The sequence below is a fragment of the Trinickia sp. genome (assembly GCF_051954495.1).
Taxonomy (GTDB): Bacteria; Pseudomonadota; Gammaproteobacteria; order Burkholderiales; family Burkholderiaceae; genus Trinickia.
Genome location: NZ_JBQCHR010000162.1, coordinates 63,750 through 87,466, shown reverse-complemented (window position 1 = coordinate 87,466; position 23,717 = coordinate 63,750). Strand labels below are relative to the sequence as shown.

The 23,717-nt window shown below is 65.4% G+C and carries 24 protein-coding genes; 13 read left to right on the top strand and 11 right to left on the bottom strand.

Features of this window, described 5'->3' with window-relative positions; translation table 11 throughout:
* Positions 1 to 74 precede the first annotated feature (74 nt).
* The 3 genes from ACTHNR_RS22715 to ACTHNR_RS22705 form a co-directional block, all read right to left on the bottom strand.
* A complete protein-coding gene (locus tag ACTHNR_RS22715) occupies positions 75 to 644 on the bottom strand; it encodes a TetR/AcrR family transcriptional regulator (RefSeq protein ID WP_440550436.1) in 570 nt (189 codons plus the stop codon).
* Positions 645 to 703: 59 nt separating this feature from the next.
* On the bottom strand, positions 704 to 2,185 hold the full coding sequence (locus ACTHNR_RS22710; RefSeq protein ID WP_440550434.1) for a diguanylate cyclase domain-containing protein: 1,482 nt from the start codon (positions 2,183 to 2,185) through the stop codon (positions 704 to 706).
* A gap of 158 nt (positions 2,186 to 2,343) precedes the next feature.
* Entirely contained in the window at positions 2,344 to 3,126 is a 783-nt protein-coding gene (locus ACTHNR_RS22705) for an IclR family transcriptional regulator (RefSeq protein ID WP_440550471.1), read from the bottom strand.
* Between the two features lie 354 nt (positions 3,127 to 3,480).
* On the opposite strand from ACTHNR_RS22705, the gene ACTHNR_RS22700 reads away from it, so the two are divergent.
* The 8 genes from ACTHNR_RS22700 to ACTHNR_RS22665 all read left to right on the top strand — a co-directional run bounded on the left by ACTHNR_RS22700 (position 3,481) and on the right by ACTHNR_RS22665 (position 11,699).
* On the top strand, positions 3,481 to 4,524 hold the full coding sequence (locus tag ACTHNR_RS22700) for a sugar ABC transporter substrate-binding protein (RefSeq protein ID WP_440550469.1): 1,044 nt from the start codon (positions 3,481 to 3,483) through the stop codon (positions 4,522 to 4,524).
* Between the two features lie 51 nt (positions 4,525 to 4,575).
* Entirely contained in the window at positions 4,576 to 6,135 is a 1,560-nt protein-coding gene (locus tag ACTHNR_RS22695; RefSeq protein ID WP_440550432.1) for a sugar ABC transporter ATP-binding protein, read from the top strand.
* Positions 6,125 to 7,165, top strand: coding sequence for an ABC transporter permease (locus ACTHNR_RS22690; protein ID WP_440550430.1), 1,041 nt, complete (start codon positions 6,125 to 6,127; stop codon positions 7,163 to 7,165). The genes ACTHNR_RS22695 and ACTHNR_RS22690 overlap by 11 nt, the downstream gene beginning before the upstream one ends.
* Positions 7,166 to 7,171: 6 nt before the next feature.
* Complete coding sequence (locus ACTHNR_RS22685; protein WP_440550428.1) at positions 7,172 to 7,489, top strand: UxaA family hydrolase; 318 nt, start codon at positions 7,172 to 7,174, stop codon at positions 7,487 to 7,489.
* A 19-nt stretch (positions 7,490 to 7,508) separates the two neighbouring features.
* On the top strand, positions 7,509 to 8,852 hold the full coding sequence (locus ACTHNR_RS22680; protein ID WP_440550427.1) for a UxaA family hydrolase: 1,344 nt from the start codon (positions 7,509 to 7,511) through the stop codon (positions 8,850 to 8,852).
* Positions 8,849 to 9,922 carry an aldo/keto reductase gene (locus tag ACTHNR_RS22675; RefSeq protein ID WP_440550425.1) on the top strand — a complete coding sequence of 358 codons (1,074 nt, stop codon included), beginning with the start codon at positions 8,849 to 8,851 and terminating at the stop codon, positions 9,920 to 9,922. Before ACTHNR_RS22680 ends, ACTHNR_RS22675 begins: the two co-directional genes overlap by 4 nt.
* A 103-nt stretch (positions 9,923 to 10,025) precedes the next feature.
* A complete protein-coding gene (locus tag ACTHNR_RS22670; protein ID WP_440550424.1) occupies positions 10,026 to 10,802 on the top strand; it encodes an SDR family oxidoreductase in 777 nt (258 codons plus the stop codon).
* Between the two features lie 48 nt (positions 10,803 to 10,850).
* Positions 10,851 to 11,699, top strand: coding sequence for an ureidoglycolate lyase (locus ACTHNR_RS22665; protein ID WP_440550422.1), 849 nt, complete (start codon positions 10,851 to 10,853; stop codon positions 11,697 to 11,699).
* Positions 11,700 to 11,768: 69 nt separating this feature from the next.
* On the opposite strand, the gene ACTHNR_RS22660 is transcribed toward ACTHNR_RS22665, so the two are convergent.
* Positions 11,769 to 12,131, bottom strand: a complete 363-nt coding sequence (locus ACTHNR_RS22660; protein ID WP_440550420.1) for a DUF3564 family protein — start codon at positions 12,129 to 12,131, stop codon at positions 11,769 to 11,771.
* Between the two features lie 40 nt (positions 12,132 to 12,171).
* Positions 12,172 to 12,534 carry a c-type cytochrome gene (locus ACTHNR_RS22655; RefSeq protein WP_440550418.1) on the bottom strand — a complete coding sequence of 121 codons (363 nt, stop codon included), beginning with the start codon at positions 12,532 to 12,534 and terminating at the stop codon, positions 12,172 to 12,174.
* Positions 12,535 to 12,697: 163 nt separating this feature from the next.
* Here ACTHNR_RS22655 and ACTHNR_RS22650 point away from each other — a divergent pair, with 163 nt between their 5' ends.
* Positions 12,698 to 12,976 carry a DUF1488 domain-containing protein gene (locus ACTHNR_RS22650; protein ID WP_440550416.1) on the top strand — a complete coding sequence of 93 codons (279 nt, stop codon included), beginning with the start codon at positions 12,698 to 12,700 and terminating at the stop codon, positions 12,974 to 12,976.
* A gap of 10 nt (positions 12,977 to 12,986) precedes the next feature.
* Here the strand turns inward: ACTHNR_RS22650 and ACTHNR_RS22645 are convergent, their stop codons facing one another.
* Positions 12,987 to 14,018, bottom strand: a complete 1,032-nt coding sequence (locus ACTHNR_RS22645) for an Acg family FMN-binding oxidoreductase (RefSeq protein ID WP_440550414.1) — start codon at positions 14,016 to 14,018, stop codon at positions 12,987 to 12,989.
* Between the two features lie 258 nt (positions 14,019 to 14,276).
* Here ACTHNR_RS22645 and ACTHNR_RS22640 point away from each other — a divergent pair, with 258 nt between their 5' ends.
* On the top strand, positions 14,277 to 15,266 hold the full coding sequence (locus ACTHNR_RS22640) for a zinc-dependent alcohol dehydrogenase family protein (protein ID WP_440550412.1): 990 nt from the start codon (positions 14,277 to 14,279) through the stop codon (positions 15,264 to 15,266).
* 33 nt (positions 15,267 to 15,299) lie between these two features.
* Here ACTHNR_RS22640 and fnr read toward each other — a convergent pair whose 3' ends face one another.
* Positions 15,300 to 16,076, bottom strand: coding sequence for a fumarate/nitrate reduction transcriptional regulator Fnr (gene fnr, locus ACTHNR_RS22635; RefSeq protein WP_440550410.1), 777 nt, complete (start codon positions 16,074 to 16,076; stop codon positions 15,300 to 15,302).
* A 280-nt stretch (positions 16,077 to 16,356) separates the two neighbouring features.
* Between fnr and ACTHNR_RS22630 the strand changes: the two genes are divergently transcribed.
* Positions 16,357 to 16,836, top strand: a complete 480-nt coding sequence (locus ACTHNR_RS22630) for a universal stress protein (protein ID WP_440550409.1) — start codon at positions 16,357 to 16,359, stop codon at positions 16,834 to 16,836.
* Between the two features lie 152 nt (positions 16,837 to 16,988).
* On the opposite strand, the gene ACTHNR_RS22625 is transcribed toward ACTHNR_RS22630, so the two are convergent.
* Both ACTHNR_RS22625 and ACTHNR_RS22620 read right to left on the bottom strand, forming a co-directional pair.
* Positions 16,989 to 17,462 (bottom strand): universal stress protein, encoded by a 474-nt coding sequence (locus tag ACTHNR_RS22625; protein ID WP_440550408.1) that lies wholly within the window; start codon positions 17,460 to 17,462, stop codon positions 16,989 to 16,991.
* A gap of 93 nt (positions 17,463 to 17,555) precedes the next feature.
* Positions 17,556 to 18,773: an acetate/propionate family kinase gene (locus tag ACTHNR_RS22620; RefSeq protein WP_440550406.1), complete on the bottom strand. Its 1,218-nt coding sequence runs from the start codon at positions 18,771 to 18,773 to the stop codon at positions 17,556 to 17,558.
* 199 nt (positions 18,774 to 18,972) lie between these two features.
* On the opposite strand from ACTHNR_RS22620, the gene phbB reads away from it, so the two are divergent.
* Both phbB and ACTHNR_RS22610 read left to right on the top strand, forming a co-directional pair.
* Positions 18,973 to 19,725 (top strand): acetoacetyl-CoA reductase, encoded by a 753-nt coding sequence (gene phbB / locus ACTHNR_RS22615; RefSeq protein WP_440550403.1) that lies wholly within the window; start codon positions 18,973 to 18,975, stop codon positions 19,723 to 19,725.
* Between the two features lie 149 nt (positions 19,726 to 19,874).
* Positions 19,875 to 21,680 (top strand): PHA/PHB synthase family protein, encoded by a 1,806-nt coding sequence (locus ACTHNR_RS22610; protein WP_440550467.1) that lies wholly within the window; start codon positions 19,875 to 19,877, stop codon positions 21,678 to 21,680.
* Here ACTHNR_RS22610 and phaZ read toward each other — a convergent pair.
* Positions 21,669 to 22,961 carry a polyhydroxyalkanoate depolymerase gene (gene phaZ / locus ACTHNR_RS22605; RefSeq protein WP_440550400.1) on the bottom strand — a complete coding sequence of 431 codons (1,293 nt, stop codon included), beginning with the start codon at positions 22,959 to 22,961 and terminating at the stop codon, positions 21,669 to 21,671. The genes ACTHNR_RS22610 and phaZ overlap by 12 nt on opposite strands.
* A gap of 99 nt (positions 22,962 to 23,060) precedes the next feature.
* Positions 23,061 to 23,717 carry a nitroreductase family protein gene (locus ACTHNR_RS22600; RefSeq protein WP_440550398.1) on the bottom strand — a complete coding sequence of 219 codons (657 nt, stop codon included), beginning with the start codon at positions 23,715 to 23,717 and terminating at the stop codon, positions 23,061 to 23,063.

Below are 23,717 nucleotides of genomic sequence, written 5' to 3'. Positions count from 1 at the left end.
AGCCATTTAATAGGGGCGGCTACCGCGCGCCCCGGGTACTGCTTTAACCGCTTCGACTGCGTCTACTTCGACTTCTACTTCGACAACTTGAACGACGCTTCGACTTCGTCGAGCCGGCTCTTCGTTCGGAACAGCCGACTCGCCAATCCCGCCCCTTGCAACGCGGCGAAGAAAGCTCGAGCCGCTTGCTCGGGCGCTGCCGCGGTTGCCAGCGTACCGTCGTGCGCGCCTTCGGCGAAAACCGTGGCGAGCCACGCTTCGTTCGCCTTGAAGAACGCTTGGACCGCCAGCCTGACAGGCTCGGGCAACGTTTCGATGTCGGCCGCCAGCATGCCGCACAGGCAGATATGATCGCCGTCGCCCAACGTGCGGCCGAACATCTTCGCGAATGTCGCGAGCTTGGCTTGCGCCGGCAAGGCCGTGTCGATCGTCCGCACAGCGGCCTGCACTTCCTGCGTGTACGCGTGTACGGCTTCGAGCACCAAATCGTCTTTCGACGGGAAGTAGTAATGAATGCTCGATGTCTTCACACCGACGAGTTCCGACAAATCTCGGTAGCTAAACCCGTTGTACCCCCGCAGCATCATCAACGTAATGGCGTGGTCTAGGATCTGCTCCCGTACCGGTTTCGTCGTCGTGTCCATGGGGGGTACTTTATCTACTGGTAGATAGATTGTCAAGCCCTGCATGCGAGGAATTCCAATCAGCCCTCGCTCGTCGCGTCCGCGGCGTGATGGCGGCGCTTGTCCTCATACATCGCCACGTCGGCTTCGCGCAGCATGTCTTCGATGCGCTCGCCCCGATCGCAGGTGGCGCACCCCATCGAAAAGCTCAGCGCCGGCCCGGAGTAGAACTGATTGTTCAGCTCGACGATTTGCCGGATGCTTTCCGCGACGACCTCCGTCTCGCGCTCGCTCGCGCCCGGAAGCAGCACGGCGAATTCGTCGCCGCCGATGCGAGCCGCGTGATAAGGCTTGTGAATCGCCTTCGCGAGCACTTCGCCCGCGCGCCGAAGCAAAGCATCGCCCGCCGCGTGGCCGAGCTGGTCGTTGACGGTTTTCAGATCGTTCAGGTCGACGATGATCGCGCTGACAGGGAACGGGCCTTTGCGCTCGAGGCGGTTCAGTTCGTCGACATAGAACGAACGGTTCTTCAGCTTCGTCAGCACGTCGTGCTTGCCGAGGTATTCCAGATATGCCTCTGCCTTCTTGCGGGCCGTGATGTCGGTCAGTGCGAGCAGCACGAGGTCCCACTCGTCTTCATGCCCCGGAAACACGGAGAACTGCAGGTGCAAATGCACCTCGGCGCCGTCGAGCGAATAGTTCAATACCTCGCGCTGTTGAAAGAGCCGGCCTTCCCACAGGTCGATCAATTGTTCCCGAAAGTGCTGGCGCATGTCGTCGCGGAACACTTCGGGCAGGCGAGCGAGCAGCGACGCTTTGTCTTCGGCTTTGAATAGGTCGATCGTGTAGCGATTGACGTCTAGCACGACGATCTCGGCCATACAGCGTTCGACGAACTCGGGGTGCACGTCCGTGAACGTGCGAAAGTCGACGATCCCTTGCTCGCGCACCTCATCGATCAAACGCTTGATGCGGCGGAAGTCCTCGATCCATAGCGAAACGGGCGCATGCTCGAACAGACCTTGTGCGTATCGATGGCTCGCCGCCGCGCGCCGGCGAGCGTCTTCGAGCGCGGTGATGTCGTCGATGGCGACGAGCACGCGGTCCCACGACGCTTCGTGGCCCGGCAGCATGACGCCTTTGAGCAGGATGTCCATCCGTCGGCCGTCGAGCGTGTAGTTCACACTTTTGCTTTCGAAGCTGCCGTTGCCGGACCACATTTGCACGAGTTCGTCGACGTGCGCTTCTAGCATGTCGTCGCGCAGCACGTCGTCCAAGCGCGCGGAAAGCTCATCGAAGTCGCGGGCGCCATACATTTGGAGCGTACGGCGATTGACCTTCAGCACGCGGATGCAAGCCGAGCACTGCGCGACGCGACGCGTGTCCGCTTCCAAAAAGGCGCGCAGATCGGTCACGCCTTGCTCGCGCCATGTGTCGAACAGCGCGCGCAGACGGCTGTAATCCTCGAGCCACAGTGAGGTCGGGGTGAGTTCGAATAGGTCGGTCGAGCCTACGCCCGCTGCGTCGAGGCCGGTGGGTTCGTTCGGTGTGCCTGGTTTCATGGATCGATATGAGCTTGCTTTGGCGAAAGGCGAGCGGGGCAATTCAGGGGCCGCTCGCCCATCTTCCTTGAATTAACGGCGGAATCGGGGCCAAGTTGAGCGCGGCCAGCGCGAACTTAGGCGGGCCGCCGCCGGCGCGGCGCCCCGAATCGTCTTGCTCAGCGCGTTTCGTGCATCGACAGCTCGTCCGCGGCCGCGCGCAGCATCGTCGTCACGTCCTCGAGCGATGGCGCGACGTAGTCGTCGATGCGCCGCATGTACGGCGTCGTGAGCGAGGCGATCGCGTGACCCGACGGCCCCAGAATCGGGAACGTCACGTCCGTCACGCCGAACGTCTGCGAGCTGTCCTTGCGCAAGTGCCCCTCGGCGCGGATCGCCGCCAACAGCGAGGCGAGGGCGGCATCGCCAAGCGCGATTTCGCCTTTGACTTTCGTGTGTTCGGCCAGCATGCGTGCACGCTCGGCTTCGCTCTGATACGCCAGCATGACTTGTCCCGACGCGGTATCGATCAACCCGACGCGTGAGCCCAGGCGAATCGACAATCCCCATGTGCCCGGCCCGTCGACCTGAGCGATCACGAGCAGGTTGCCGCGATCGTAGACGGTCAGATGACACGACTGCTCGGCCTGCTCGGCGAACGTTTGCATGACGGGGAGCGCCTCGGCGATGAACCGGTTGATCGGCGGGTGACGGTGAGCGAGCGCGAACAACTTGAGGCTCAACGAATAGCGGTCGCCGGCCGGCGAGCGCACCACGTATTGCCGCGCAACGAGGCGCTCGAGCATCCGGTAGATCTCGCTCGCGTTGCGCCCGAGCGCCTTCATGATCTCGGCCCGGGTGAGCCCTTCCTTTTGCTCGGACAGCAATTCGATGATGTCCAGGCCTTTGTCGAGCGCAGGGGCGCGGTAGCGGTCCGCTTCGTCGGTCGTCACCGTCGACACGGTCTCTTTCTCGGCGGTCTGTTTGTCTGATTTCACTAGCGTCGCGGCCTCACGGCGTGAAGGTAAGGGAAAACACCGGCAATCGTCGCGCTTGACGGACGATCATCCGTATATGAATAATATGTTCATCCATGAATAAACAGAGCGATCGGGCGAGGAAAGAGACGTCCGAACGCTCGACATGGCCGATATAGCGAAAACACGCAGCATAGCGAAGCCGCCGCAGTGCGGACCATCAGAATCGGGCCCCACGGGCCCGTACCGTTGCGTCATACCGACGCACCACTGGAGACGGAGACGACTATGACGTTCAGCAGCGAGCCGGCGAACGCCGGATTTGGCGCAATTCGGGCAATGGATTTCGTGTCGCCGCCTTCGCGCGGGCGATCCTGGGCGCGCCGCGGCGCTGCGCTGGCGGCGGCGCTTAGCGTGCTGCTCGCCGTCTCGCCCGCCGCTCGCGCCGCGAGCGACGCCGTCGGGGCGAACCTGCCGTTGCTGACTTCGCCCTTCTGGCAGGCATACAACAACTATCTGCCGCAATACGCCAAGACGCTCGGCATCGACATGCTCGCTCCGGTGAATTCGAACGGCGATCCGGCGCAGCAGATCACCGACATCAACAATCTGCTCAATCAAGGCGTCAAGGGCATCGTGACGGGGCCGCTCGATTCAGCCGCGATCAGCCGCGCACTCGATGCCGCGGCGGCCAAGCATGTTCCCGTCGTGGCCGTCGACGTAGCGCCGACGCAAGGCAAGGTCGCCATGGTCGTGCGCGCGGATAATCGCGCCTACGGCGAAAAAGCCTGCAAATACATTGGCGATCACGTGAAGGCCGGCAAGGTCGTGCAGATCATGGGCGACCTCGCCTCGGTCAACGGCCGCGATCGGTCCGAAGCGTTCCGCAGCTGCATCAAGACCCACTACCCGAAGCTTCAAGTGCTTGAAATTCCCGCCGCTTGGAAAGGCGACGTGGCCGCGTCCGCGCTCGACAGCCTCTTGACCGCGAACCCGGACCTCAAGGGCATCTACATGCAGGCGGGCGGCGTCTACTTGTCGCCGACGCTGCAGACGCTCAAGCGCAAGCAAATGCTGTTTCCGGTGGGCGACCCGAAACACATCGTCATCGTGAGCAACGACGGCATCCCGCAAGAGTTCGACGCGATTCGCAAGGGCGAAATCGACGCAACCGTCTCGCAGCCGGCCGACAGCTACGCGAAGTACGGGCTCTGGTACATGAAAGAGGCGCTGGCCGGCAAGACGTTCAAGCCGGGTCCGACCGATCACGACAGCACGATCATTCAGCTCGCGCCCGGCATTCTCGAAGATCAACTGCCCGCGCCGCTCGTGACCAAGGCGAACGTCGACGACAAGAACCTTTGGGGCAATACGCTCAAGTGAGCGTATCCGACGATCGAATCATGGAATTGCCGTGCAACCGAGCGAGCCGACATGAGTGCCGTTCCATTTTCCGTTGAAGCGGCGGGGCCCGAGACCTTGCCCGTCGTCGACGTCCGCGGCGCGACCAAGCGCTTCGGCTCGACGACGGCGCTGGCCGACGTCTGTCTGCGCGTGATGCCGGGCGAATCGCATGCGCTCGTTGGGCGCAACGGCGCGGGCAAATCGACGCTCGTCTCGCTGCTGACGGGTTTGCGCAAACCCGATCAGGGCGAGATTCGCTTCGGCGGCGACATCGCGCCGCCGCTCGCCGATCGCGACGCCTGGCGCGAGCGCGTGGCCTGCGTTTATCAGCATTCGACCGTCATTGCCGAACTCAGCGTGGCCGAGAACCTGTTCGTGAATCGTCAGCCCGTGCGGCGCGGGATCATCGATTGGCGAGCAATGCGTCGCCAAGCGCGCGCATTGCTCGATCACTGGCGTATCGACGTGCGCGAAGACGCGCGTTGCGGCGATCTGGGCGTCGAGGCGCGTCAGCTCGTGGAAATCGCCAGGGCGCTGTCGCACGGGGCGCGCTTCATCATTCTCGACGAGCCTACCGCGCAGCTCGACGGCGACGAGATCAAGCGGCTCTTTCGCCGAATCGAGGAGCTTCAGCGCGAGGGCGTCACGTTCCTGTTCATCTCGCACCATCTGCAAGAGGTGTATGAGATCTGCCAAGCCGTCACGGTACTGCGCGACGCGCGCCGCATCTTGACCTCGAGCGTCGAGCGGCTGCCGCGCGAGGCGCTGATCGAAGCGATGACGGGCGAGTCCGGCGCGCTAGCCGGCGCCGATGCGTCGAGGCGCGAGCCGTTGGGCGACGCGCCGTGCGCACTGGAAGTCGTCTCGCTGTGCGGCGCGGACTACGACGATGTCTCCCTGCGGGTGCGGCGCGGCGAGGTGGTCGGGTTGACCGGGGCGACGAGCAGCGGACGAACGAGCGTCGCCGAAGCGATCGCGGGCTTGCGTTCGCCTCGCGCCGGAGCGGTCCGTGTGTTCGCGGCGGATAGCGGAGCGAGCGTCACGCTGCCGTACGGCGACGTGCCCGCGGCGCTCGATGCCGGCGTAGGGTGCGTACCCAAGGATCGCCATAAGGAAGGCTTGGTGCTGACGCAGTCGATCGCGGAGAACGCGACGATGACGTTGGCGCGGCGGCTCGCGGCATTCGGGTTCGCGCCGCCTTCGGTCAAGGCAAGACTCGCCCGCGAAGCGATCCATGCGCTCGGGATCGTCGCGCCGGGCCCGCTCGCACCGGTTTCAGGATTGTCGGGCGGTAATCAGCAAAAGGTCGTAATGGCCCGGGCGCTGGCGACCGACCCGCGCGTACTCGTCCTTATCGATCCGACGGCCGGCGTGGACGTCAGATCGAAGGAGGCGCTGCTCGGTATCGCCGAACGTGCGCGCGAAGCAGGGCGCGCGGTCATCGTCGCGAGCGGCGAGCTCGACGACTTGCGCGGCTGCGACCGCGTGCTCGTCATGTTTCGCGGGCGCATCGTCGCGCAGTTCGAGGCGGGATGGGCCGATCACGAATTGATCGCATCGATCGAAGGAGTGGACCTCAATGAAGCCTAGTTTGTCGAGCCCCGGGACGCAGGGCCAAGCGGCCGGTTTCGCACTCGCCCGCGCGGCGCGCGAGCGCGGCCTGCGTATCGATCTGGCGCGCTGGCGCGACCTTGCGCTATTGCCCGCGCTGGCCTTGCTGATCGCCGTGGGCGCTTGGGTCAGCCCGAGCTTTCTGACGCGCGCCAACCTCGTCAGCGTGCTCGGCGCGTCGGCCGCGCTCGCGCTCGTCGTCCTGGCCGAGTCGCTGATCGTCATCGTCGGGAAGTTCGATCTTTCGCTGGAATCGACCGTGGGGTTTGCACCGGCGCTCGGGGCCATGCTCGTCATGCCCGCCACGTCGGCCGGCTTCGGCTGGCAATGGTCTCCACTCGCTGGACTCGTCGTCATCGTCGCCGTGGGGGCGCTGATCGGCTGGATCAACGGGTTGCTCGTCGTGCGGATGCGTTTGAACGCCTTCATCGTCACGCTGGCCATGCTGATCGTGCTGCGCGGCATGCTCGTCGGCGCGACGAAGGGCGGAACGCTGTTCGACATGCCGCCGTCGTTCTTCGCACTCGCCACGGTCACGGTGCTCGGACTACCGTTGTCGGTTTGGCTCGCGGCCGCGGCGTTCGCCGTTGCCGCCTTCGTGTTGCGCTATCACCGCATCGGACGTGCGCTTTATGCGATCGGCGGCAATGCGCAGGCCGCGCGCGCGGCCGGCATTCGCGTCGAGCGCGTCGTGTGGGGCGTGTTCGTGCTCGGCAGCATGCTCGCATCGATCGGCGGGCTCATCGTGACGGGGTATGTCGGCGCCATCAACGCGAATCAAGGCAATGGGATGATTTTCACCGTCTTCGCGGCGGCGGTTATCGGCGGCATCTCGCTCGACGGAGGGAAGGGCACGATGTTCGGTGCGCTCACGGGTGTGTTGCTGCTCGGCGTCGTGCAGAACCTGCTGACGCTGGCGCAAGTCCCTTCGTTTTGGATTCAGGCGATCTATGGGGCGATCATCCTCGGCTCGTTGATGATCGCCCGCGTGGCCGGCAGCCAGGAGTAAGCCATCATGACGTTCGACACTCGGCTCTTGCTGCTTGCTCCCGACGACAACTGCCTCATCGCCGCGACGACGCTGGAGGCGGGCGTCCCGCTCGAAATCGACGGCGAGACGGTGGTGCTCCCCGTCACCGTCGCGCTCGGCCACAAGGTGGCCCGTCGCTCATTGGCGGCCGGCGACAAGGTTTTGCGCTACGGTGCGCCGATCGGGCATGTCACCCGCGCCGTCGCCAAGGGCGAGCACTTGCACACGCACAACCTCGAAAGCGACTATTTGCCCACCTATACGCTCGACGCGGGGCATGCCTTCGTCGAGCACGACGAATGAATATTTAGCGGAAACGTCCATGAACGAGCATCACACCGATTCCGCACCGCTTCTCGGCTATGCGCGCAGCGACGGACGAAAAGGCATCCGCAACGTCGTGGCGGTCGCGTATCTCGTCGAGTGCGCGCATCACGTCGCGCGCGAGATCGTCACGCAGTTCACGCCACGCTTGACTGACGCGGACTTCGACGGCGACGCCTCGGCCGATGCCGATGCCGATGCCGTGTTCGAGGCGGTGAACGCGCACGACGCGCCGCCCGACGTGCATCTGATCGGCTTTCCGGGTTGCTATCCCAATGCATATGCGCAAAAGATGCTGGCGCGGATCGCGACGCATCCGAACGTGGGCGCGGTGCTGTTCGTCTCGCTCGGCTGCGAGAGTATGAACAAGCATCATTTGGTCGATGTGGTGCGCGAGAGCGGACGGCCCGTCGAGGTGCTGACGATTCAGGAAACGGGCGGCACGCGCAGCACGATAGCCCGCGGCGTAGAGTGGGTGCGGGGTGCGCGGCGTGCGCTCGCGCAGATGCGCCCCGTGCCGATGCGGCTCGACGAACTCATCGTCGGCACCGTGTGCGGCGGCTCCGACAGCACGAGCGGCCTTACCGCCAACCCGGCCGTCGGCCGCGCCTTCGATGCGATGATCGCGCGCGGCGCTTCGTGCGTCTTCGAGGAGACGGGCGAACTCGTCGGCTGCGAATATCACATGAAGGCGCGCGCGGCCCGGCCGGAACTGGGCGACGCCATCGTCGCCTGCGTCGAGAAGGCGGCTCGCTACTACACCGTCATGGGGCACGGCAGTTTTGCCGTCGGCAACGCCGACGGCGGCCTCACGACGCAGGAGGAGAAATCGCTCGGCGCCTATGCGAAAAGCGGGGCGTCGCCGATCGTCGGCATCGTCAAACCCGGCGACATTCCGCCGACGGGCGGCCTTTATCTGCTCGACGTCGTGCCCGACGGCGAGCCGCGCTTCGGCTTTCCCAACATCAGCGACAACGCCGAAATCGGCGAGCTGATCGCCTGCGGGTGCCACGTGATCCTGTTCACGACGGGGCGGGGCTCCGTCGTTGGCTCGGCCATTTCCCCGGTCGTCAAGATTTGCGCGAATCCGGCGACGTATCGTAATCTCGCAGGTGACATGGACGTCGATGCGGGACGGATTCTCGAGGGGCGCGCATCGCTCGACGAAGTGGGGCAAGAAATCTTCGACGCGACACGGGCCGTGGGGCGCGGCGAACGCTCGAAATCGGAAATGCTCGGCCATCAGGAGTTCATCTTGACGTACAAAGCGTTCGAACCGATCGGCCCCGGGTGCTTGCCGATCGTACCGGCTACGGCCATCCCCGCACGGATGGGCGCATGAACGCCGGCGCACAGCAGGCCGTCGGCGTGCGGCGCCGCGTGGGACGCACCTCGCTTGCGGTGACCGCGCTCGGACTCGGGAGCGCAGGGCTAGGCGGGTTGTATCGCGACGTGAGCGAAGCCGATGCACGCGCGACGATCGACGCAGCCTGGGAAGCGGGCGTTCGGTTGTTCGATACCGCGCCTTACTACGGCTATACGAAAGCCGAACATTACGTCGGCGCCGCGTTGCGCGAGCGCGAGCGGGACGCTTACGTGCTGTCGACGAAGGCAGGGCGGCTCATGGCGCCCAACCGCGGCGACGGCGCGCGCGCGCCGCGCGACGGCTGGGCGCATCCGTTGCCGTTCGAGCCGGTCTACGACTACACGTACGACGGCATTCTGCGCTCGTTCGACGATAGCTTGCAGCGGCTCGGCGTAGCGCGCATCGACATTTTGCTCGTGCATGACATCGGCGCACTGACGCATGGCGAGCAGAGCGCCCATTATTGGCGCCAATTGAGCGAGGGCGGCTTCAAGGCGCTCGACGAATTGCGCTCGTCGGGTGCGGTGCGCGCCGTGGGCCTCGGCGTCAACGAGGCCGCCGCCGTGCTCGACGCCATGCGCGAGTGCGAGATCGACTGCGCGCTGCTTGCCGGTCGCTACACGCTGCTCGAACAGCAGACGCTCGACGCACTGCTGCCCGAATGCGAGCGGCGCAGCGTTTCGATTTTCGTCGGCGGGGCGTTCAATTCGGGCATTCTTGCGCGGGGCGTACGGCATTTGCGCGAATCGCCGGCCGCGGCGTCGAGCGCCCTGAAATTCAACTACGGGCAGGCGCCCGAGGCGGTCGTCGAGCGCGTCGCACGCATCGAAGCGGTGTGCGAGGCGCACGGCGTGGCGTTGCCCAGCGCGGCGTTGCAATTTCCGTATGCTCACTGCGCGGTGTCGAGCGTCTTGACGGGGGCGAGCAGCGCAAGCGAGTTCGAGCAGAACCTGCGTGCCTTCACGGCGCCCATCCCGGGCGCGCTCTGGGAAACGCTGCGCGCCGAGGGTTTGCTCGATCCGCGCGCGCCGGTGCCGAGCGCTTGAGCACGCGGCCCCGCGCTTGCGCGCCGATGCGCCGTGCCGATGCGGGCGGCGCGCCGGCGCATTCGGTCTTTGAACGTCTTCTTTCAATGGAGTGCCGCACACGATGACCGCTATTGCTACGACTTTTCCCGCGCCGCAGTCGGCCCGTCTGGCCGGCAAGACCGCGCTCGTCACGGCCGCCGCGCAGGGGATCGGCCGCGCGTGCGCCGAACGCCTGGCCGCCGAGGGCGCGCGCGTGGTCGCCACCGACATCCGCCTCGATCTGCTTGCCGATGCGCCGTTCGAGACGCGGGCCCTGGACGTGCGGGACGCCGCGGCGATCGCCGAGCTGGCGCGGGCAATCGGCGGCATCGACGTACTCGTCAACTGCGCGGGCTTCGTCCATGCGGGCACGATCCTCGAATGCGATGAAAAAGACTGGGATTTGTCATTTGATCTGAACGTTCGGTCGATGTATCGCACAATACGAACGTTTCTGCCTACCATGCTGGAGCGCGGCGGCGGCTCGATCGTCAATCTCGCGTCGGCGGCCTCCAGCGTCAAGGGCGTACCCAACCGCTTCGTCTATGGCACGACGAAAGCGGCTGTGATCGGCCTCACGAAGGCCGTGGCGGCCGATTTCGTCACGCGCGGCATCCGCTGCAACGCGATTTGCCCCGGCACCGTGGCATCGCCGTCGCTGTCGGCGCGCATTGCCGAGCAGGCGCAAGCCCAGGGCAAGAGCGTCGCCGAAGTCGAGGCGGCATTCGTCGCGCGACAGCCGATGGGCCGGATCGGTCGGCCGGAGGAGATCGCGGCGCTGGCCGCCTACCTCGCATCGGACGAGGCGGCGTTTACGACCGGGCAGATTCATTTGATCGACGGCGGCTGGTCGAACTGAGCGGCGGCCGTCGATGTGACCTATTTCGTTTTCTCAACCGAGACCTAAATGAAACTTCTTCGCTACGGCCCCAAGGGCCAGGAAAAGCCGGCGCTCATCGACGCGGACGGCGTCATGCGCGATCTGTCGTCGGTCGTCGACGACATCGCGGGCGAGGTGCTGTCCGACGGCGCTCTGGCGCGGCTGCGCGCACTCGATGCCTCGTCGTTGCCGCGCGTGCCTGACGGCGCGCGCATCGGCCCCTGCGTCGCGCGTGTGGGCAAGATGGTCTGCATCGGGCTGAACTACGCCGACCACGCGGCCGAGTCGAATTTGCCCGTCCCGACCGAGCCCGTCGTATTCAACAAGTGGACGAGCGCGATCGTCGGGCCGAACGACGACGTGGAAATCCCGCGCGGGTCGACGAAGACCGATTGGGAAGTCGAACTGGGCGTCGTCATCGGCAAGCATTGCAAAAACGTCGAGGCAGGCAACGCGCTCGACTACGTCGCCGGCTATTGCGTGGTCAACGACGTCTCCGAACGCGAGTGGCAAATCGAGCGCGGCGGCCAGTGGGACAAGGGCAAGGGCTTCGACACGTTCGGCCCGATCGGCCCGTGGCTCGTGACGCGCGACGAAGTGCCCGATCCACAGAAGCTCGACTTGTGGCTGGAGGTGGACGGCCATCGCTATCAGAACGGCAATACGCGGACGATGATTTTTGGTGTCGCGCAACTCGTCGCCTATCTAAGCCGCTGCATGAGCCTGCAGCCCGGCGACGTCATCTCCACGGGCACGCCGCCCGGCGTGGGGCTCGGGATCAAGCCGGCTCCGATCTATCTCAAGGCGGGACAGACAATGCGGCTCGGCATCGCCGGACTGGGCGAGCAGCGTCAGCGCACCGTGGCCGCGGAGTAAAAGAGGCGCGTGTCGGCGGGGGCCGCAGGCGTAGGCTTCCGACATACCCCGCCGCACCTCGGCTCGCCGTCAGATTCCTTCGTCGTCGGCGAACAGGCCGTGCTCCGGTATGGCGAGATCTTCGTCGATACATTGCACGTGCCAGTGGCCGCGCGCTTTCGTTCTGTACAAGTGCGCGCCGCCGGTCTCTCCCTCGAATGGGCCGGTATCCTCGACCACATCGAGTCCGTCCAGCTCGCAAAGCGGCGCGCCGTCGTGCGGCCCGTTCAGCAGCGTCGTGCCCGGCAGCGCGCGGACGACGCCCCACTCAGGCAGGTCGAGGCCGAAGTGGCTTTCGCGCGACCACCGCAATGTATCGCGATCGATCCACAGGATCGCGTAGGCGCACGGGTTGGTTTCATCGAACGTGCTGAGATGAACGGTGATACGCATTGTCGAGTCCTCGTCGTGTCGCGTGTTTCGCCGGTTGCCCTCACTGACTCAATACCCATTGCACAAGCGTGTGCGCGTCCTTGGCGGACAGCGGCCCGCCGCGTTCGGGCGGGGGCGGCATCGGCATGTCGCCCCAATGCGCCTTGCCGCCGTGCATGAGCTTCGATTCGAGCATCGTGCTGGCCTGCGGCTTGTCGCGATAGCGGTCGGCTATCTGGCGAAACGACGGCGCAAGAAACGGCTGATCCACCGTGTGGCAGAACATGCAATGCTGCTGGTCGATGAGCGCGGTGGGTTCGGGCGGTTGAGCCAAAGCGTCGCCGGCCGCCGCCCATTCCGTCACCGCGACGAGCGCCGCGATGGCGGCTCGTGCCGCTGCCGCCCGGCGTGTGTGCGCTGTCATGGTCGATTCCTCCGCCCATCGTTTCTCGTCTAGCTGAATACGAGTCTAGAGGCACGGCGCGTCGAGATGGTTGACTCAGGTCAAGCCGCCCCGCGCGCGGCTTCGACTATGCTGAACGCAACGGCGGCGCCCGTGCCGAGCCGGGTTTTTCGAGGTGGCAGTCATGCAGATCACTTTTCCGCAAGAACCGGCCGAATACTGCGGCCGAGATCTGGTCTTGGCATTTCCGGCGCTCGTCGACGGCGAGCGCGTGCAGTGCGCGATCACAGCCGAGGCGTTGGAAGATCATTTCGGCGCCGCCTCGCTACGAGAGGACGATATGGTCCACGCATTCGAGCGGCATCGGCGCGAGATCGAGAAGGCCGCGCGCGACCTGTTGGCCGAAATCGGCAACAAGCCCGTCCTGCTGCATAGCGGCTATTTTCGCTTCTACAACGCCTAGCGGAGCGGTGTCAGGAGACGACGTCCTCGATCGGACGTCGCGGCGCGTGGGGGACCCGCGGACCGTGCCCCATCCGCAGCAGCAGCTGGGGCTCGCCGTCGATCTTGATCGTGGCGCGCAACCGTTCGCGCAGCGCCTCGACCTCGATCGGCTGGTTCAGATACGAGGCCGTCAAGCCTTCAGCTACGCCCGTTAGCAGCAATCGCTCGAGCGCTTGCCCGGCGGCAAGCCACGCCGGCGCATCGTCGGCGTTCGTCGCGATGCACACGAGCAGCGGCGAGCCCGACGCGAGCGCCTGATGCGCGGCGGCCACGCCATGGCCGATGTCGAACGTGCGAATGGCGAGCGTGACGAGCGGCGTGGCAAAATCGAGCAGAGCACTGACGCCTTCGGCATACGCGGGCATCCCGTCGTCGCGCCGGCTCGAGTGAATCCAGCCTGCCAGTTCGCGTCTGAAGCGCGGATCGTCGAATTGCCTGCGATCGGCCTCGGCGATCCACTCGGCAAGACGGGCCCGGTCGTCGTCGGCATGCACGCAAGCGATTTCAACGCCTTCCGCCTGCACGGCGCAGGCGAGCCGTTCGCGTACGTCGGCGGCAATCGGCACGCCGGAGAACGGCAGCCGGGTCGTCACGCGTTCGACGATTGCATGGAACAGAGGCGAGAGGCTCGTGTCGACATGGCCGCCGGGCACGATCCGAAGCTGCGCGAGCATGTCGGGGTCCGCGGACGACGGAAACAACGTAATGGCATAAGCTAAGCCGAAATGGCTGAGCGCGACCCGTAGATTGAACAACGCCGCGCCGCAGCTCATGATGAGTTCGCGATCGTAGGGGTCGGCGACGGGCAGCGCGCGCAGTCGGTCCGCGTTCAGCGTGACCGTTTCGCCGTCCAGGATGAATCGCCAGGGTTGCGTATTGTGGCTCGACGGGGCGAGCACGGCGTAGCGCAGCGCAAAACGCAGCTTGTCGGCCGCGCTTGCCTGAGCGCCGAGCGCGCGTTCGTCGAGGCGCCATGCCACGTCGTGTGCGGGGGTGTCCATCGCTTGGCCTCCTTCGGGGTGGGCACGGCGAATTCGTTGCGAATCGGTCCGGTCGGAAACCGCCGCGCCGCACGGTATCGGCCGTTGCTTCGATCATCCTGCCAAGACGGTCGGCGTGCTTTGCGCTGGGTCAAGACAGGACAGACGAAATGCGTTGGAATGCGTTCAATTGCGTGAAAACGAACCGCGAATGCGAACCAGGCGCCAGCGGATAGGCGTGCCGGCAAGGAGCGGACGGACACACTTGGAGACGGCGAAATGCGAGCGATGGTTTTCGACGGGCACTCCCCGCTACTGCAACTGCGCGAACTCCCCGATCCGCAACCCGGTCCGGGGGAACTGTTGATCGACGTCCATGCCTGCGGCGTCTGCCGTACCGACCTGCACGTCGTCGATTCCGAGTTGACTCAACCTAAAACGCCGCTCGTGCCGGGACACGAAATCGTCGGCGTCGTCTCGGGATTGGGTGAAGGCGTGGCGGATTTCTCGATCGGCGAGCGCGTCGGCGTGCCGTGGCTGGGTCATACGTGCGGTCACTGCTCGTATTGCGTGCGCGGAAAGGAAAACCTATGCGATACGCCGCGCTTCACGGGCTACACGATCGACGGCGGCTACGCGCAGCGCACGCTAGCCGATAGTCGCTACTGCTTTCGTTTGCCGGATCGGTACTCGGATGTCGAAGCGGCGCCGCTGCTTTGCGCGGGGTTGATCGGGCATCGAACGTTGTCGATGGCGGGCGAGGCCAAGCGCATCGGCATTTATGGATTCGGCGCGGCGGCGCATATCGTCGCCCAGGTCGCGCGCCACGAGGGGCGGGAAGTCTATGCGTTCACGCGTCCGGGCGATACGGCCGCGCAGGCGCTCGCGCGGCGGCTCGGGGCGCAATGGGCCGGTGCGAGCGATGAGCCGTCGCCGCGCGAACTCGACGCCGCGCTCATTTTCGCGCCCGTGGGGGCGCTGGTGCCCATCGCATTGCGGGCGGTAGCGAAAGGAGGGGTCGTCGTATGCGGCGGTATCCACATGAGCGACATCCCTTCGTTTCCGTATGACATTTTGTGGGGCGAGCGCCGCCTCGTCTCGGTCGCGAACCTGACGCGCGAGGACGGTCACGCTTTCATGAAAGTCGCGGGCGAATGCGCGCTCGACATCGAGACCACGGTCTACCCGCTGACGCAGGCGAATCGAGCATTGGCCGACCTGAGAGCGGGGCGACTAGCGGGGGCGGCGGTACTCGACGTGCGCGCTTGACGGCGTCGACGCGCGTGGCGGGCCGGTCGCAGCTCATACGCGGCCCAGCGCGTCGAGATTGACGATACGGATCTGCTTGCCGTGCGTTTGGACCAGCCCGTCGCGTTGAAACTTGGAAAACATGCGGCTCACGGTTTCGAGTTTCATCCCGAGAAAATTGCCCATTTCCTCGCGCGTCATGCGCAGGTTGAACTCAGCCGCGGAATAGCCGCGCGCCTTCATCCGGCTCGACAGATTGAGCAAGAAGGCCGCGACGCGCTGCTCGGCGCTCATCGTGCCGAGCAGCATCATCAGCGACGATTCGCGCACGATCTCGCCGCTCATCATGCGCAGTACCTGTTGTTGCAGACCCTTCGATTCAGCGCACAGCGATTCGAGCAAAGCGTAGGGAATGATGCAAACGCTGCTGTCTTCGATGGCGATGGCGTCGCTGCTGTGATGTTCGGTGCACACGCCGTCGAGCCCCAGTACTTCGCCTGCCAGATGGAAACCGGTGACCTGCTCGCGGCCGTCGCGGTGCATGACGACCGTCTTGAACGAACCGGCGCGAATCGCGTAGATGCTTTGAAACGGGTCATTCGCGCGATAAAGCGAATCGCCGCGCTTGATGAGACGCGTCGCGCTGACGATCGAATCGAACCGCGTCAGATCCTGGGCCGTCAGCCCCTGTGGCACGCACGCCGAGCGCATGGAGCAGCTGGCGCACTGCTGCGCGGGGCGGTTGGACGCGGATGTGCGGGGGGCGCATGCCTGGGCGCGGGCTACCGTTGCCGGCGCGATGTCGTCGGCGAAAGGTATTTCGTTGAACATACGACCTCCGTCTGAAGATAGCGTCGCCGGGCGGCGCAGCGGGTCAATTTCCTGATTAGCAGTATTGGAGGTCGAGGGTCGAAATAAAATCGGCGCAGTATGAAAGTGCGGTAAGTCTTTTTGAAGCTTTGTAAGGTTTGTCCTACATCAACGCGTGGAAAAGTTAGGGGTAGGGCGCTTTCCGGGCGATTGATCCCTGTCAAGGCGCGCGACGCTGGACGCTCGCACACTGGGTGCGAACCAGCCTTTAACCGCGGGCTCGAGCCCCAGGAGGACACTCATGTACAAACGGATTTTGGCTGCCGTCGACGGCAGCCGGGGCGCGCGGCTCGCGCTCGATGAAGCGCTGAAGATCGCCAAGGCCTCCGGAGCCGAAATCGTCGCACTTTTCGTGGTCGAGCACGCACCGCAGCTTGCCGACGTGGGCGCCGTTTACGTGCCCGAACAAGGTGCGGACGCAGCGCAGGTCGACGCGGCGACGTCCGCGCTCGACGAAGCACGCGAACTATTGCGCGAGCAGGGCATAGCGGGCGTGGCGCGAGCGATCGACGCTTACGGCGATGGCGTAGCGCAGGTAATTGCCCGCACCGCGGAGGAATGCGAAGCCGATCTGATCGTGATGGGCACACAGGGTCGGCACGGCGTGCGGCGCATGCTGCTCGGCAGTGTCGCCGAGTCGTTGCTGCGCACGGCGCACATGCCCGTGCTGCTCGTTCGACATGACCCACGCACCGAAGGCGAAGCTCGCCGAGCACTGTAAAGGGAGGCCGGGCTCGACGCCGCGTCAGTAGCGTCGAGCCGCCGAACCAAACTCGGCAGCTCGAATGGCGCGTTCGTCGGCGCCTTCGTCGCCCCTCGTTCCTTTAAGCGGTCAAGGTTTCAGGCGGCCTTTCTTGGCCTCGTGCGCCGACGTCAGCGGGCTGCAGTTTGCCCAGTCGTATCGCCGGCCGGGATGAGCAGGACGGGGCACGATGCGATGCGCAGGAATCGCTCGGCCACGCTTCCGAGCATTAGGCGACGAAATCCGCGGCGGCCATGCGTGCCCATCACGACCAGATCGGCGGACCATTCGTTGGCGACGCGCAGAATCGAGTGCGCGATGTCATCGCCGAGCGGGCTGGTTTCGACGACGCGCGGCGCGCCGGACACGCCGTCGCGCTGCATCTTGGCGAGCGCATCGGCATTCACATGGGCCCCTTCCTCGAATAGCGCATCGCGCACGATGGATGGATCGTAGCCGGGCGCATCTGCGCCGACGAGCGGCACGTCGACGACATAGAGCGGCACGAGCTGCGCACCGAATTCGCGCGCGATGCGCAGGGCCGTCTCGAAGGCGCGGGCGGATGTTTCGCTGCCGTCGATCGGCGCAAGTATGCGTTGATACATGTTCACTTCCCCTTCGATTGATAAGAGGTGACGGCACCATCATCGACGGCCGAGCCGGCGGCCGTGCTGATCCATGTCAAGGAAGCCTTCGTGCTAGGCGATCGAAGCCTGCCCGCCGACCAGTCGCCAGGCGGCGCGTGCGGCAATCCATGCCTCGTTCGTGGGCTCGACCACCACTTTGACGCGGCTCGTCGCGCGCGAGATCACGTGCGCGTTGCAACGGTTGGCTTCGTCATCGAGTTCGATGCCGAAAAGTCCCAGCGCGCGGCAGACGCGCGCGCGTATCGGCGCGCTGTGTTCACCGATGCCGGCCGTGAACACGAGCATGTCGAGCCCACCCAAGAGCGCCGCCAGCGCACCCGTTTCGCGCACGATGCGGTGGACGTACAGCTCGAGTGCATCGCGCGCACGTTCGTTTTCGCGCTCGTGCTCGAGCAGCACGCGCGGATCGCCCGATAGGCCGGAAACGCCCAGCAGGCCGGAGTGGTGATAGAGGAGCGACCCCAACGCTTCGTGCGACAAGCCGCGCACGTCCGTCAAATGGAGCAGGACGCCCGGATCGATCGAGCCGCAGCGCGTGCTCATCATCAAGCCGTCAAGCGCCGAAAAACCCATCGTCGTTCCGACGCTCTGCAGACCCCGCAGCGCGCAAAGGCTGGCGCCGCTACCCAGGTGCGCGGCTACGACACGGCCGCGCGCCGCGTCGCCGAAGGCATCGGCCAGCGCGATCGCCAAATATTCATACGACAACCCATGGAATCCGTAGCGGCGCACACCGTCGTCGAACCACGCATGCGGCAATGGCAGCAGTTGCTCGACACGCGGCAGCGTCCGGTGGAACGCGGTGTCGAAGACGGCGACCTGCGGCACCGCCGGAAATGCGGCGCGCAACGTGTCGATCGCATCGATGTTGTGCGGTTGATGCAGCGGCGCGAGGGGGATCAGCGTGCGCAGCGCCCGCAGCGTTTTCTCATCGGCGACGACCGGCGCCGCGTAGTGCTGGCCGCCGTGCACGACGCGATGAGCGACCGCGGTCAATTGCAGGTTTGCCCCCCGTATATGTAGCCATTCGACGATGGGCGTCAATGCAGCGCGATAGGGATCGCCGCCGTTGCATGCGATCGTATGGGACGCCTCGCCATCGACGGAAAACGTCATGCCGTTTTCGATGCCGTTCGCTTCGCCAATACCCGCGACTTCCCCCGCGGCGACGGCGCGCCTCGTCGGTTCCCCGGACGAGCAACCGAATAAGCCGAATTTGATGCTCGACGACCCGGCATTGAGAACGAGGACGGCTTGCTGGCGGGACATCTCGTGGGCTCCTCGTCGTATTCGTGTTGTCCCCGACTGTAGCGGCGTGGGTAATCGTTCCGGTTGACGCGGATCAACCCGGGCCGCACGTACCGCATCTAGAGTGAAGCGCATGTCGGTTCGTCCGGTTCCGCGCGCGACGCCCCGCGAAAATCTCATGCGTCGCGCGCTTCTTGTCTTCGTCTATCGAGGAGCAGCCATGTCCGCTCAAGCAGGGCGCATTGCATTCGTGACGGGTGGAATGGGCGGCCTTGGCGCCGCCATCAGCCGCCGGCTGCACGACGACGGGATGACCGTCGCCATGTCGCATTCCGAACATAACGATCATGTCTCGACCTGGCTGATGCGAGAGCGCGAGGCGGGCCGGCATTTCCGCGCGTACGCGCTGGACGTCGCCGATTTCGGCTCCTGCCAGCGGTGCGCGCAGCACGTGCAGGCCGAATTGGGACCTGTCGACGTGCTCGTCAACAACGCGGGGATCGTGCGCGACGCGGCGTTTTCGAAGATGACCAAGCGCGAGTGGGACGAGGTGATGCACACCGACCTCGACGCGCTGTTCAACGTGACGAAGCAATACTTCGCCGGCATGCTCGAGCGCCGCTTCGGCCGCATCGTCAACATCGGCTCGGTGAACGGATCGCGCGGCGCCTATGGACAAGCGAACTACGCATCGGCCAAGGCCGGCATTCACGGCTTCACGCGCACGCTCGCACTCGAAAGCGCACGCCACGGCGTGACGGTGAACACGGTGTCGCCGGGCTATCTCGACACGGCCATGCTGGCCGCCGTGCCGCTGGAGGTCATGGAGAAAAAGATTCTTCCGCAGATTCCCGTCGGGCGTCTGGGCCAGCCCGACGAGGTGGCCGCATTGGTGGCGTTTCTTTGTACCGATGCAGCCGCGTTCATCACCGGCGCCGACCTTGCCATCAACGGCGGGATGCACATGCAATGACCGAATCGACCGACGGACAATTGGAGCGGGCCCATGTGCCGGCGACCCGGCCCGCACGCAGTCGCGGCCGGATTGCGCACGCCAACGGCGACGAAGGCTCGGCTGAACGGGTGGAAGCGCGACTGCGCGAGCGCGCAGGCGTCGACTCCATGCGCCGGGCGCCGGTCGTGGCGCCGGCAGCGCAGACGGCCGGATGCGGACGCCCGCAAACCGAGCCCGCCGATATGCTCGATCGAGCCGCTCATGCTGTGATCGCGGCGACCACGAGCGGGCTTTCGCCAGCTTCCGCGATGCTGGCATGGCTCGACTGGGCCGTGCACCTGGCTGTCTCGCCCGGCAAGAACATTGCGCTGGCGGCGCAGGCCGCGCAAGATTGGCTGAAAACCGCACCCGAGTGCTTGCCGGGGTACGTCGGCTCGCCGAAAGATTCAGGAGACGCTGACAATTCGATCGATCCGCGCTTCGCCGATCCTCTTTGGCAAGTCTGGCCGTTCAGCGCTTACCGCGACGCCTTCCGGCGTACCCAATCGTGGTGGGACCAAGCGAGCTCCGGCGTGCGCGGCGTCGAATCGCATCACGAGCAGCTGGTGCAGTTTTTCGCGCGGCAGTGGCTCGATGCGTTCGCGCCCAGCAACTTCGCGGCCACCAATCCCGTCGTACTCGACAGCGCGCTACGCACGGGCGGGGCGAATTTTGCTTTCGGCGCCCACCATTGGCTCGAGGACTTCGCCCAATGGCGCGCGAAGATGCTAGGCCTTCAAAGCAAGCCCAAACCGTCGTGCGTGCCAGGGCGGGATGTGGCGGCGACGCCCGGAAAGGTCGTTTGGCAAGGTCCGCTTTGCGAACTTCTTCAATACGCGCCCACTACCCCTGACGTACACCGCGAGCCTGTTTTCATCGTGCCCGCGTGGATCATGAAGTACTACATCCTCGACTTGACCCCGCGCGATTCGCTCGTGCGGCATCTGGTCGATGCCGGCTATACCGTGTTCATCCTCTCCTGGCGCAATCCGAGCAGTGCGGCGCGCGATCTCGGTCTGAACGACTACTTGGAACAGGGGCTGCTGGCGGCGCTCGATGCGGCGCGAGCCCGGGTCGCAGGCGAGCGTGTGCATGCGGTGGGCTATTGCCTGGGCGGCACGCTCCTCTCGATCGCCGCCGCTGCGCTTGCCCGCGACGCGCACCGGGCGGCCGGTGCAGCCGCATCCGGGACGTCGGACGTTCCGTTCGCATCGCTGACGTTGCTGGCCGCGCAAACCGATTTCAGCGAACCGGGGGAGCTCGGCAATTTCATCGACGCGAGCGAACTCGCCGCGCTCGATGCGCTGATGTGGGAGCAAGGGTATCTCGACGGCGCTCAGATGGCCGCTGCCTTTCAATTGCTCAACGCGCGCGATTTGATCTGGTCGCGGATGATGAGCGAGTATCTGCTCGGCCGGCGTTCGAAGGCGAGCGATCTCATGTCGTGGAACGAAGACACGACGCGCATGCCGTACCGGATGCACAGCGAGTATTTGACGCATCTGTTTCAGCACAACGATTTGGCTGAGGGCCGATATTGCGTCGGCGGCCGACCAGTTGCGCTGACCGATATCGAAACGCCAATGTTCGTCGTCGGCACCGAGCGCGACCATGTATCTCCGTGGCGTTCAGTCTATAAACTGCATCTACTGACGCATCATGCGCTGACGTTTCTGTTGACCGCGGGCGGTCACAACGCCGGCATCGTATCGGAGCCGGGGCACCCTGGGCGTCATTACCGCGTGGCGACGCGCGACGCCGACGACTCTTTCCGCAGCGCCGATGTATTCCTCGCGGAGAACGCGCAAATCGAAGGATCGTGGTGGCCGTGCTGGACGCAGTGGCTGTCGAAACGTTCGAGCGGAAGGGTGCAAAGTAGGGCGCTCGAAGCCGATTTGCCCGACGCGCCGGGGGCGTATGTGTCAGAGCCTTGAACGTCGACGGCTGTCCTGGCCACGCGATAGCCAAAATGCGCGCAGCGCCGGATGGATGACCTCGTGCCAGCGCGGTCCTGTGAAAAGATCGTAGTGATCGCAATCGTCGACGGTCATTCGCAGCCGCTTCGTGGCGGGAATGGCCGAGCAGACGCTGTGCGCCGCGTGGGTCTGCTCCGCGCCGGTGATGTCGTCGCGGTCGCCTTCGACCGTGCACAGCGCCGTGGTCGTCAGCGTCGCCGGATCGACGCGGCGTGCGCCGATGGACCAGGTGCCGCGCGCAAGGCGGTGCTCTTGAAAGATCACGCGCAATGTGTCGAGGAAATAGTCTTCGTCCATGTCGAGTACGGCCGAATACTCCTTTAGCGCGCGCAAACTCGCAGCGACGGCGTTGGCGTCGCCCGACATGCGCGTTGCCCAGTAGCGCGATTCGAGCGCGACTTGACGATGTGGATGAGCCGCAACGATCGCGGCGTGCTGCACGTAGCCCGGGTAGATGCGCCGACCCGCGCCGGCGTAGCGAGGCGGAACGACGTCGATCACCGTGCGGCGAAACCAGTCGATGTCGTGCGTGGCGGCCAGCCGGTCGATCATCGTCGGATGCAGGCGCGGATCGATGGGCCCGCCCATTAGGGTCACGCTCAGCGGCGCGCGCGTGTCAGCCGTTGCGGCCACCAGCGCCGACGCCGCGAGCGCGGGCGGAGCGGCCTGGCAAACCGCGAGCACGTGCACGCCACGTTCGGCGAGCAGGCGAAGAAAGCGTTCGACGGTGAGCACGTAATCGTCCAGGCCGAATTTGCCTTCGGCGAGCGGCACGTCGCGCGCATTGGCCCAGTCGGTGACGAAAACGTCGGCGTCCTCCAGCAGCGTTTCGACCGTCTCTCGCAGCATCACGGCATGGTGGCCGGCGAGCGGCGTGACGAGCAACACGCACGCGCGCCCCATCGCGCCTGTCGATTCGAACTCACGAGCGAATCGGCGCAGCGTGCAAAAAGGCACGCGATCGGCGACGGTTTCGCTCACGCTCACCACGTCCCGCCCGATCCGCACCGAGTCGATGCCGAAAGGCGGCGGCTCCGGCGTGGCCTGCATCAGCCGATAGAGCCAGTCGAAGCCTGGCACGGCGACGCTCGCCAAGCGGGCGTCGCCCTCGTAGGGTGCTCCGGCTTGCTCGTTGCGGGGTGCAAGCGGTGCGGCGCCCCAGGGTGAGGCTGCGAGGGAGGCCCACGCATCGATCGAGCGCATGAGCGCTCGCTGCGTTTCGAGCCATTGGTAGAACATGGACGCCTCCGGCCGAGAGCGACGCCGCGGCGGGCGCCGGATCGGAAGGTGCGCCGCCGTCGCGACGCGCCGCGGCAGAAAAGCCGCGCGGCTATTGTGCTAAGCGCGGGTATCGGCTGGCAAGCCCACCGTTTGGGCGAGTATCGGGGTCTCGTCCTCGTTCAGGCTGAGCGCATCGGCAAGCAGCCGATGGTTGATCCAGCCGCGCACCACGGTGGCGAGCCCGGCTGACGCGCAGTAGAGCGAAACGTTCTGCGAAATCGCGCCGGCCGTGACAGCCGAAAACGTGTCGCGCTGGGCGGCGGGCATGTCGAGCAGCTTCGAGCCTCGCACGACATAGACGAGATCGAGCGGCGCCGTGCCCACGAAATCCTGATAGCCGGTCAGATTGCGCGCGTCGACGGCGTGCTTGAGCACGAGCTGGTGTGTTGGGCAATCGTAGCGATACACGCCCCCCGGCATGGCAACGTAGATATCGATCTCCTGCGCCCCGTGCGGCGAGGGCGCTGTGCGGCCGCCCGAGAGGGGGCGGTTGATGCCGTCGGCGGCCCATAGCAAGTCGCCTAGCGTCGCGAGCGAGAGTTCGCGCTCGGAGAACTCTCGCGTGCTGGCGCGAAACGAAAGGGCCGTCATGAGCGGCACGCCGGCGCGCAGGTCCGGCCGCGGCAGATCGATGACGGTGGGCGCCGCGCCGACGGCCGGATGAGCACGCGTGCCGCGCGAGGGCATGTAGGTGAGCCAGGGTGTTTCGTTCAT

Coding starts and splice junctions, on each gene's coding strand:
- ACTHNR_RS22715 (WP_440550436.1), bottom strand. CDS start 644: ATGGACACGACGACGAAACCGGTACGGGAGCAGATCCTAGACCACGCC.
- ACTHNR_RS22710 (WP_440550434.1), bottom strand. CDS start 2,185: ATGAAACCAGGCACACCGAACGAACCCACCGGCCTCGACGCAGCGGGC.
- ACTHNR_RS22700 (WP_440550469.1), top strand. CDS start 3,481: ATGGATTTCGTGTCGCCGCCTTCGCGCGGGCGATCCTGGGCGCGCCGC.
- ACTHNR_RS22695 (WP_440550432.1), top strand. CDS start 4,576: ATGAGTGCCGTTCCATTTTCCGTTGAAGCGGCGGGGCCCGAGACCTTG.
- ACTHNR_RS22690 (WP_440550430.1), top strand. CDS start 6,125: ATGAAGCCTAGTTTGTCGAGCCCCGGGACGCAGGGCCAAGCGGCCGGT.
- ACTHNR_RS22685 (WP_440550428.1), top strand. CDS start 7,172: ATGACGTTCGACACTCGGCTCTTGCTGCTTGCTCCCGACGACAACTGC.
- ACTHNR_RS22680 (WP_440550427.1), top strand. CDS start 7,509: ATGAACGAGCATCACACCGATTCCGCACCGCTTCTCGGCTATGCGCGC.
- ACTHNR_RS22675 (WP_440550425.1), top strand. CDS start 8,849: ATGAACGCCGGCGCACAGCAGGCCGTCGGCGTGCGGCGCCGCGTGGGA.
- ACTHNR_RS22670 (WP_440550424.1), top strand. CDS start 10,026: ATGACCGCTATTGCTACGACTTTTCCCGCGCCGCAGTCGGCCCGTCTG.
- ACTHNR_RS22665 (WP_440550422.1), top strand. CDS start 10,851: ATGAAACTTCTTCGCTACGGCCCCAAGGGCCAGGAAAAGCCGGCGCTC.
- ACTHNR_RS22660 (WP_440550420.1), bottom strand. CDS start 12,131: ATGCGTATCACCGTTCATCTCAGCACGTTCGATGAAACCAACCCGTGC.
- ACTHNR_RS22655 (WP_440550418.1), bottom strand. CDS start 12,534: ATGACAGCGCACACACGCCGGGCGGCAGCGGCACGAGCCGCCATCGCG.
- ACTHNR_RS22650 (WP_440550416.1), top strand. CDS start 12,698: ATGCAGATCACTTTTCCGCAAGAACCGGCCGAATACTGCGGCCGAGAT.
- ACTHNR_RS22645 (WP_440550414.1), bottom strand. CDS start 14,018: ATGGACACCCCCGCACACGACGTGGCATGGCGCCTCGACGAACGCGCG.
- ACTHNR_RS22640 (WP_440550412.1), top strand. CDS start 14,277: ATGCGAGCGATGGTTTTCGACGGGCACTCCCCGCTACTGCAACTGCGC.
- fnr (WP_440550410.1), bottom strand. CDS start 16,076: ATGTTCAACGAAATACCTTTCGCCGACGACATCGCGCCGGCAACGGTA.
- ACTHNR_RS22630 (WP_440550409.1), top strand. CDS start 16,357: ATGTACAAACGGATTTTGGCTGCCGTCGACGGCAGCCGGGGCGCGCGG.
- ACTHNR_RS22625 (WP_440550408.1), bottom strand. CDS start 17,462: ATGTATCAACGCATACTTGCGCCGATCGACGGCAGCGAAACATCCGCC.
- ACTHNR_RS22620 (WP_440550406.1), bottom strand. CDS start 18,773: ATGTCCCGCCAGCAAGCCGTCCTCGTTCTCAATGCCGGGTCGTCGAGC.
- phbB (WP_440550403.1), top strand. CDS start 18,973: ATGTCCGCTCAAGCAGGGCGCATTGCATTCGTGACGGGTGGAATGGGC.
- ACTHNR_RS22610 (WP_440550467.1), top strand. CDS start 19,875: ATGCGCCGGGCGCCGGTCGTGGCGCCGGCAGCGCAGACGGCCGGATGC.
- phaZ (WP_440550400.1), bottom strand. CDS start 22,961: ATGTTCTACCAATGGCTCGAAACGCAGCGAGCGCTCATGCGCTCGATC.
- ACTHNR_RS22600 (WP_440550398.1), bottom strand. CDS start 23,717: ATGAACGAAACACCCTGGCTCACCTACATGCCCTCGCGCGGCACGCGT.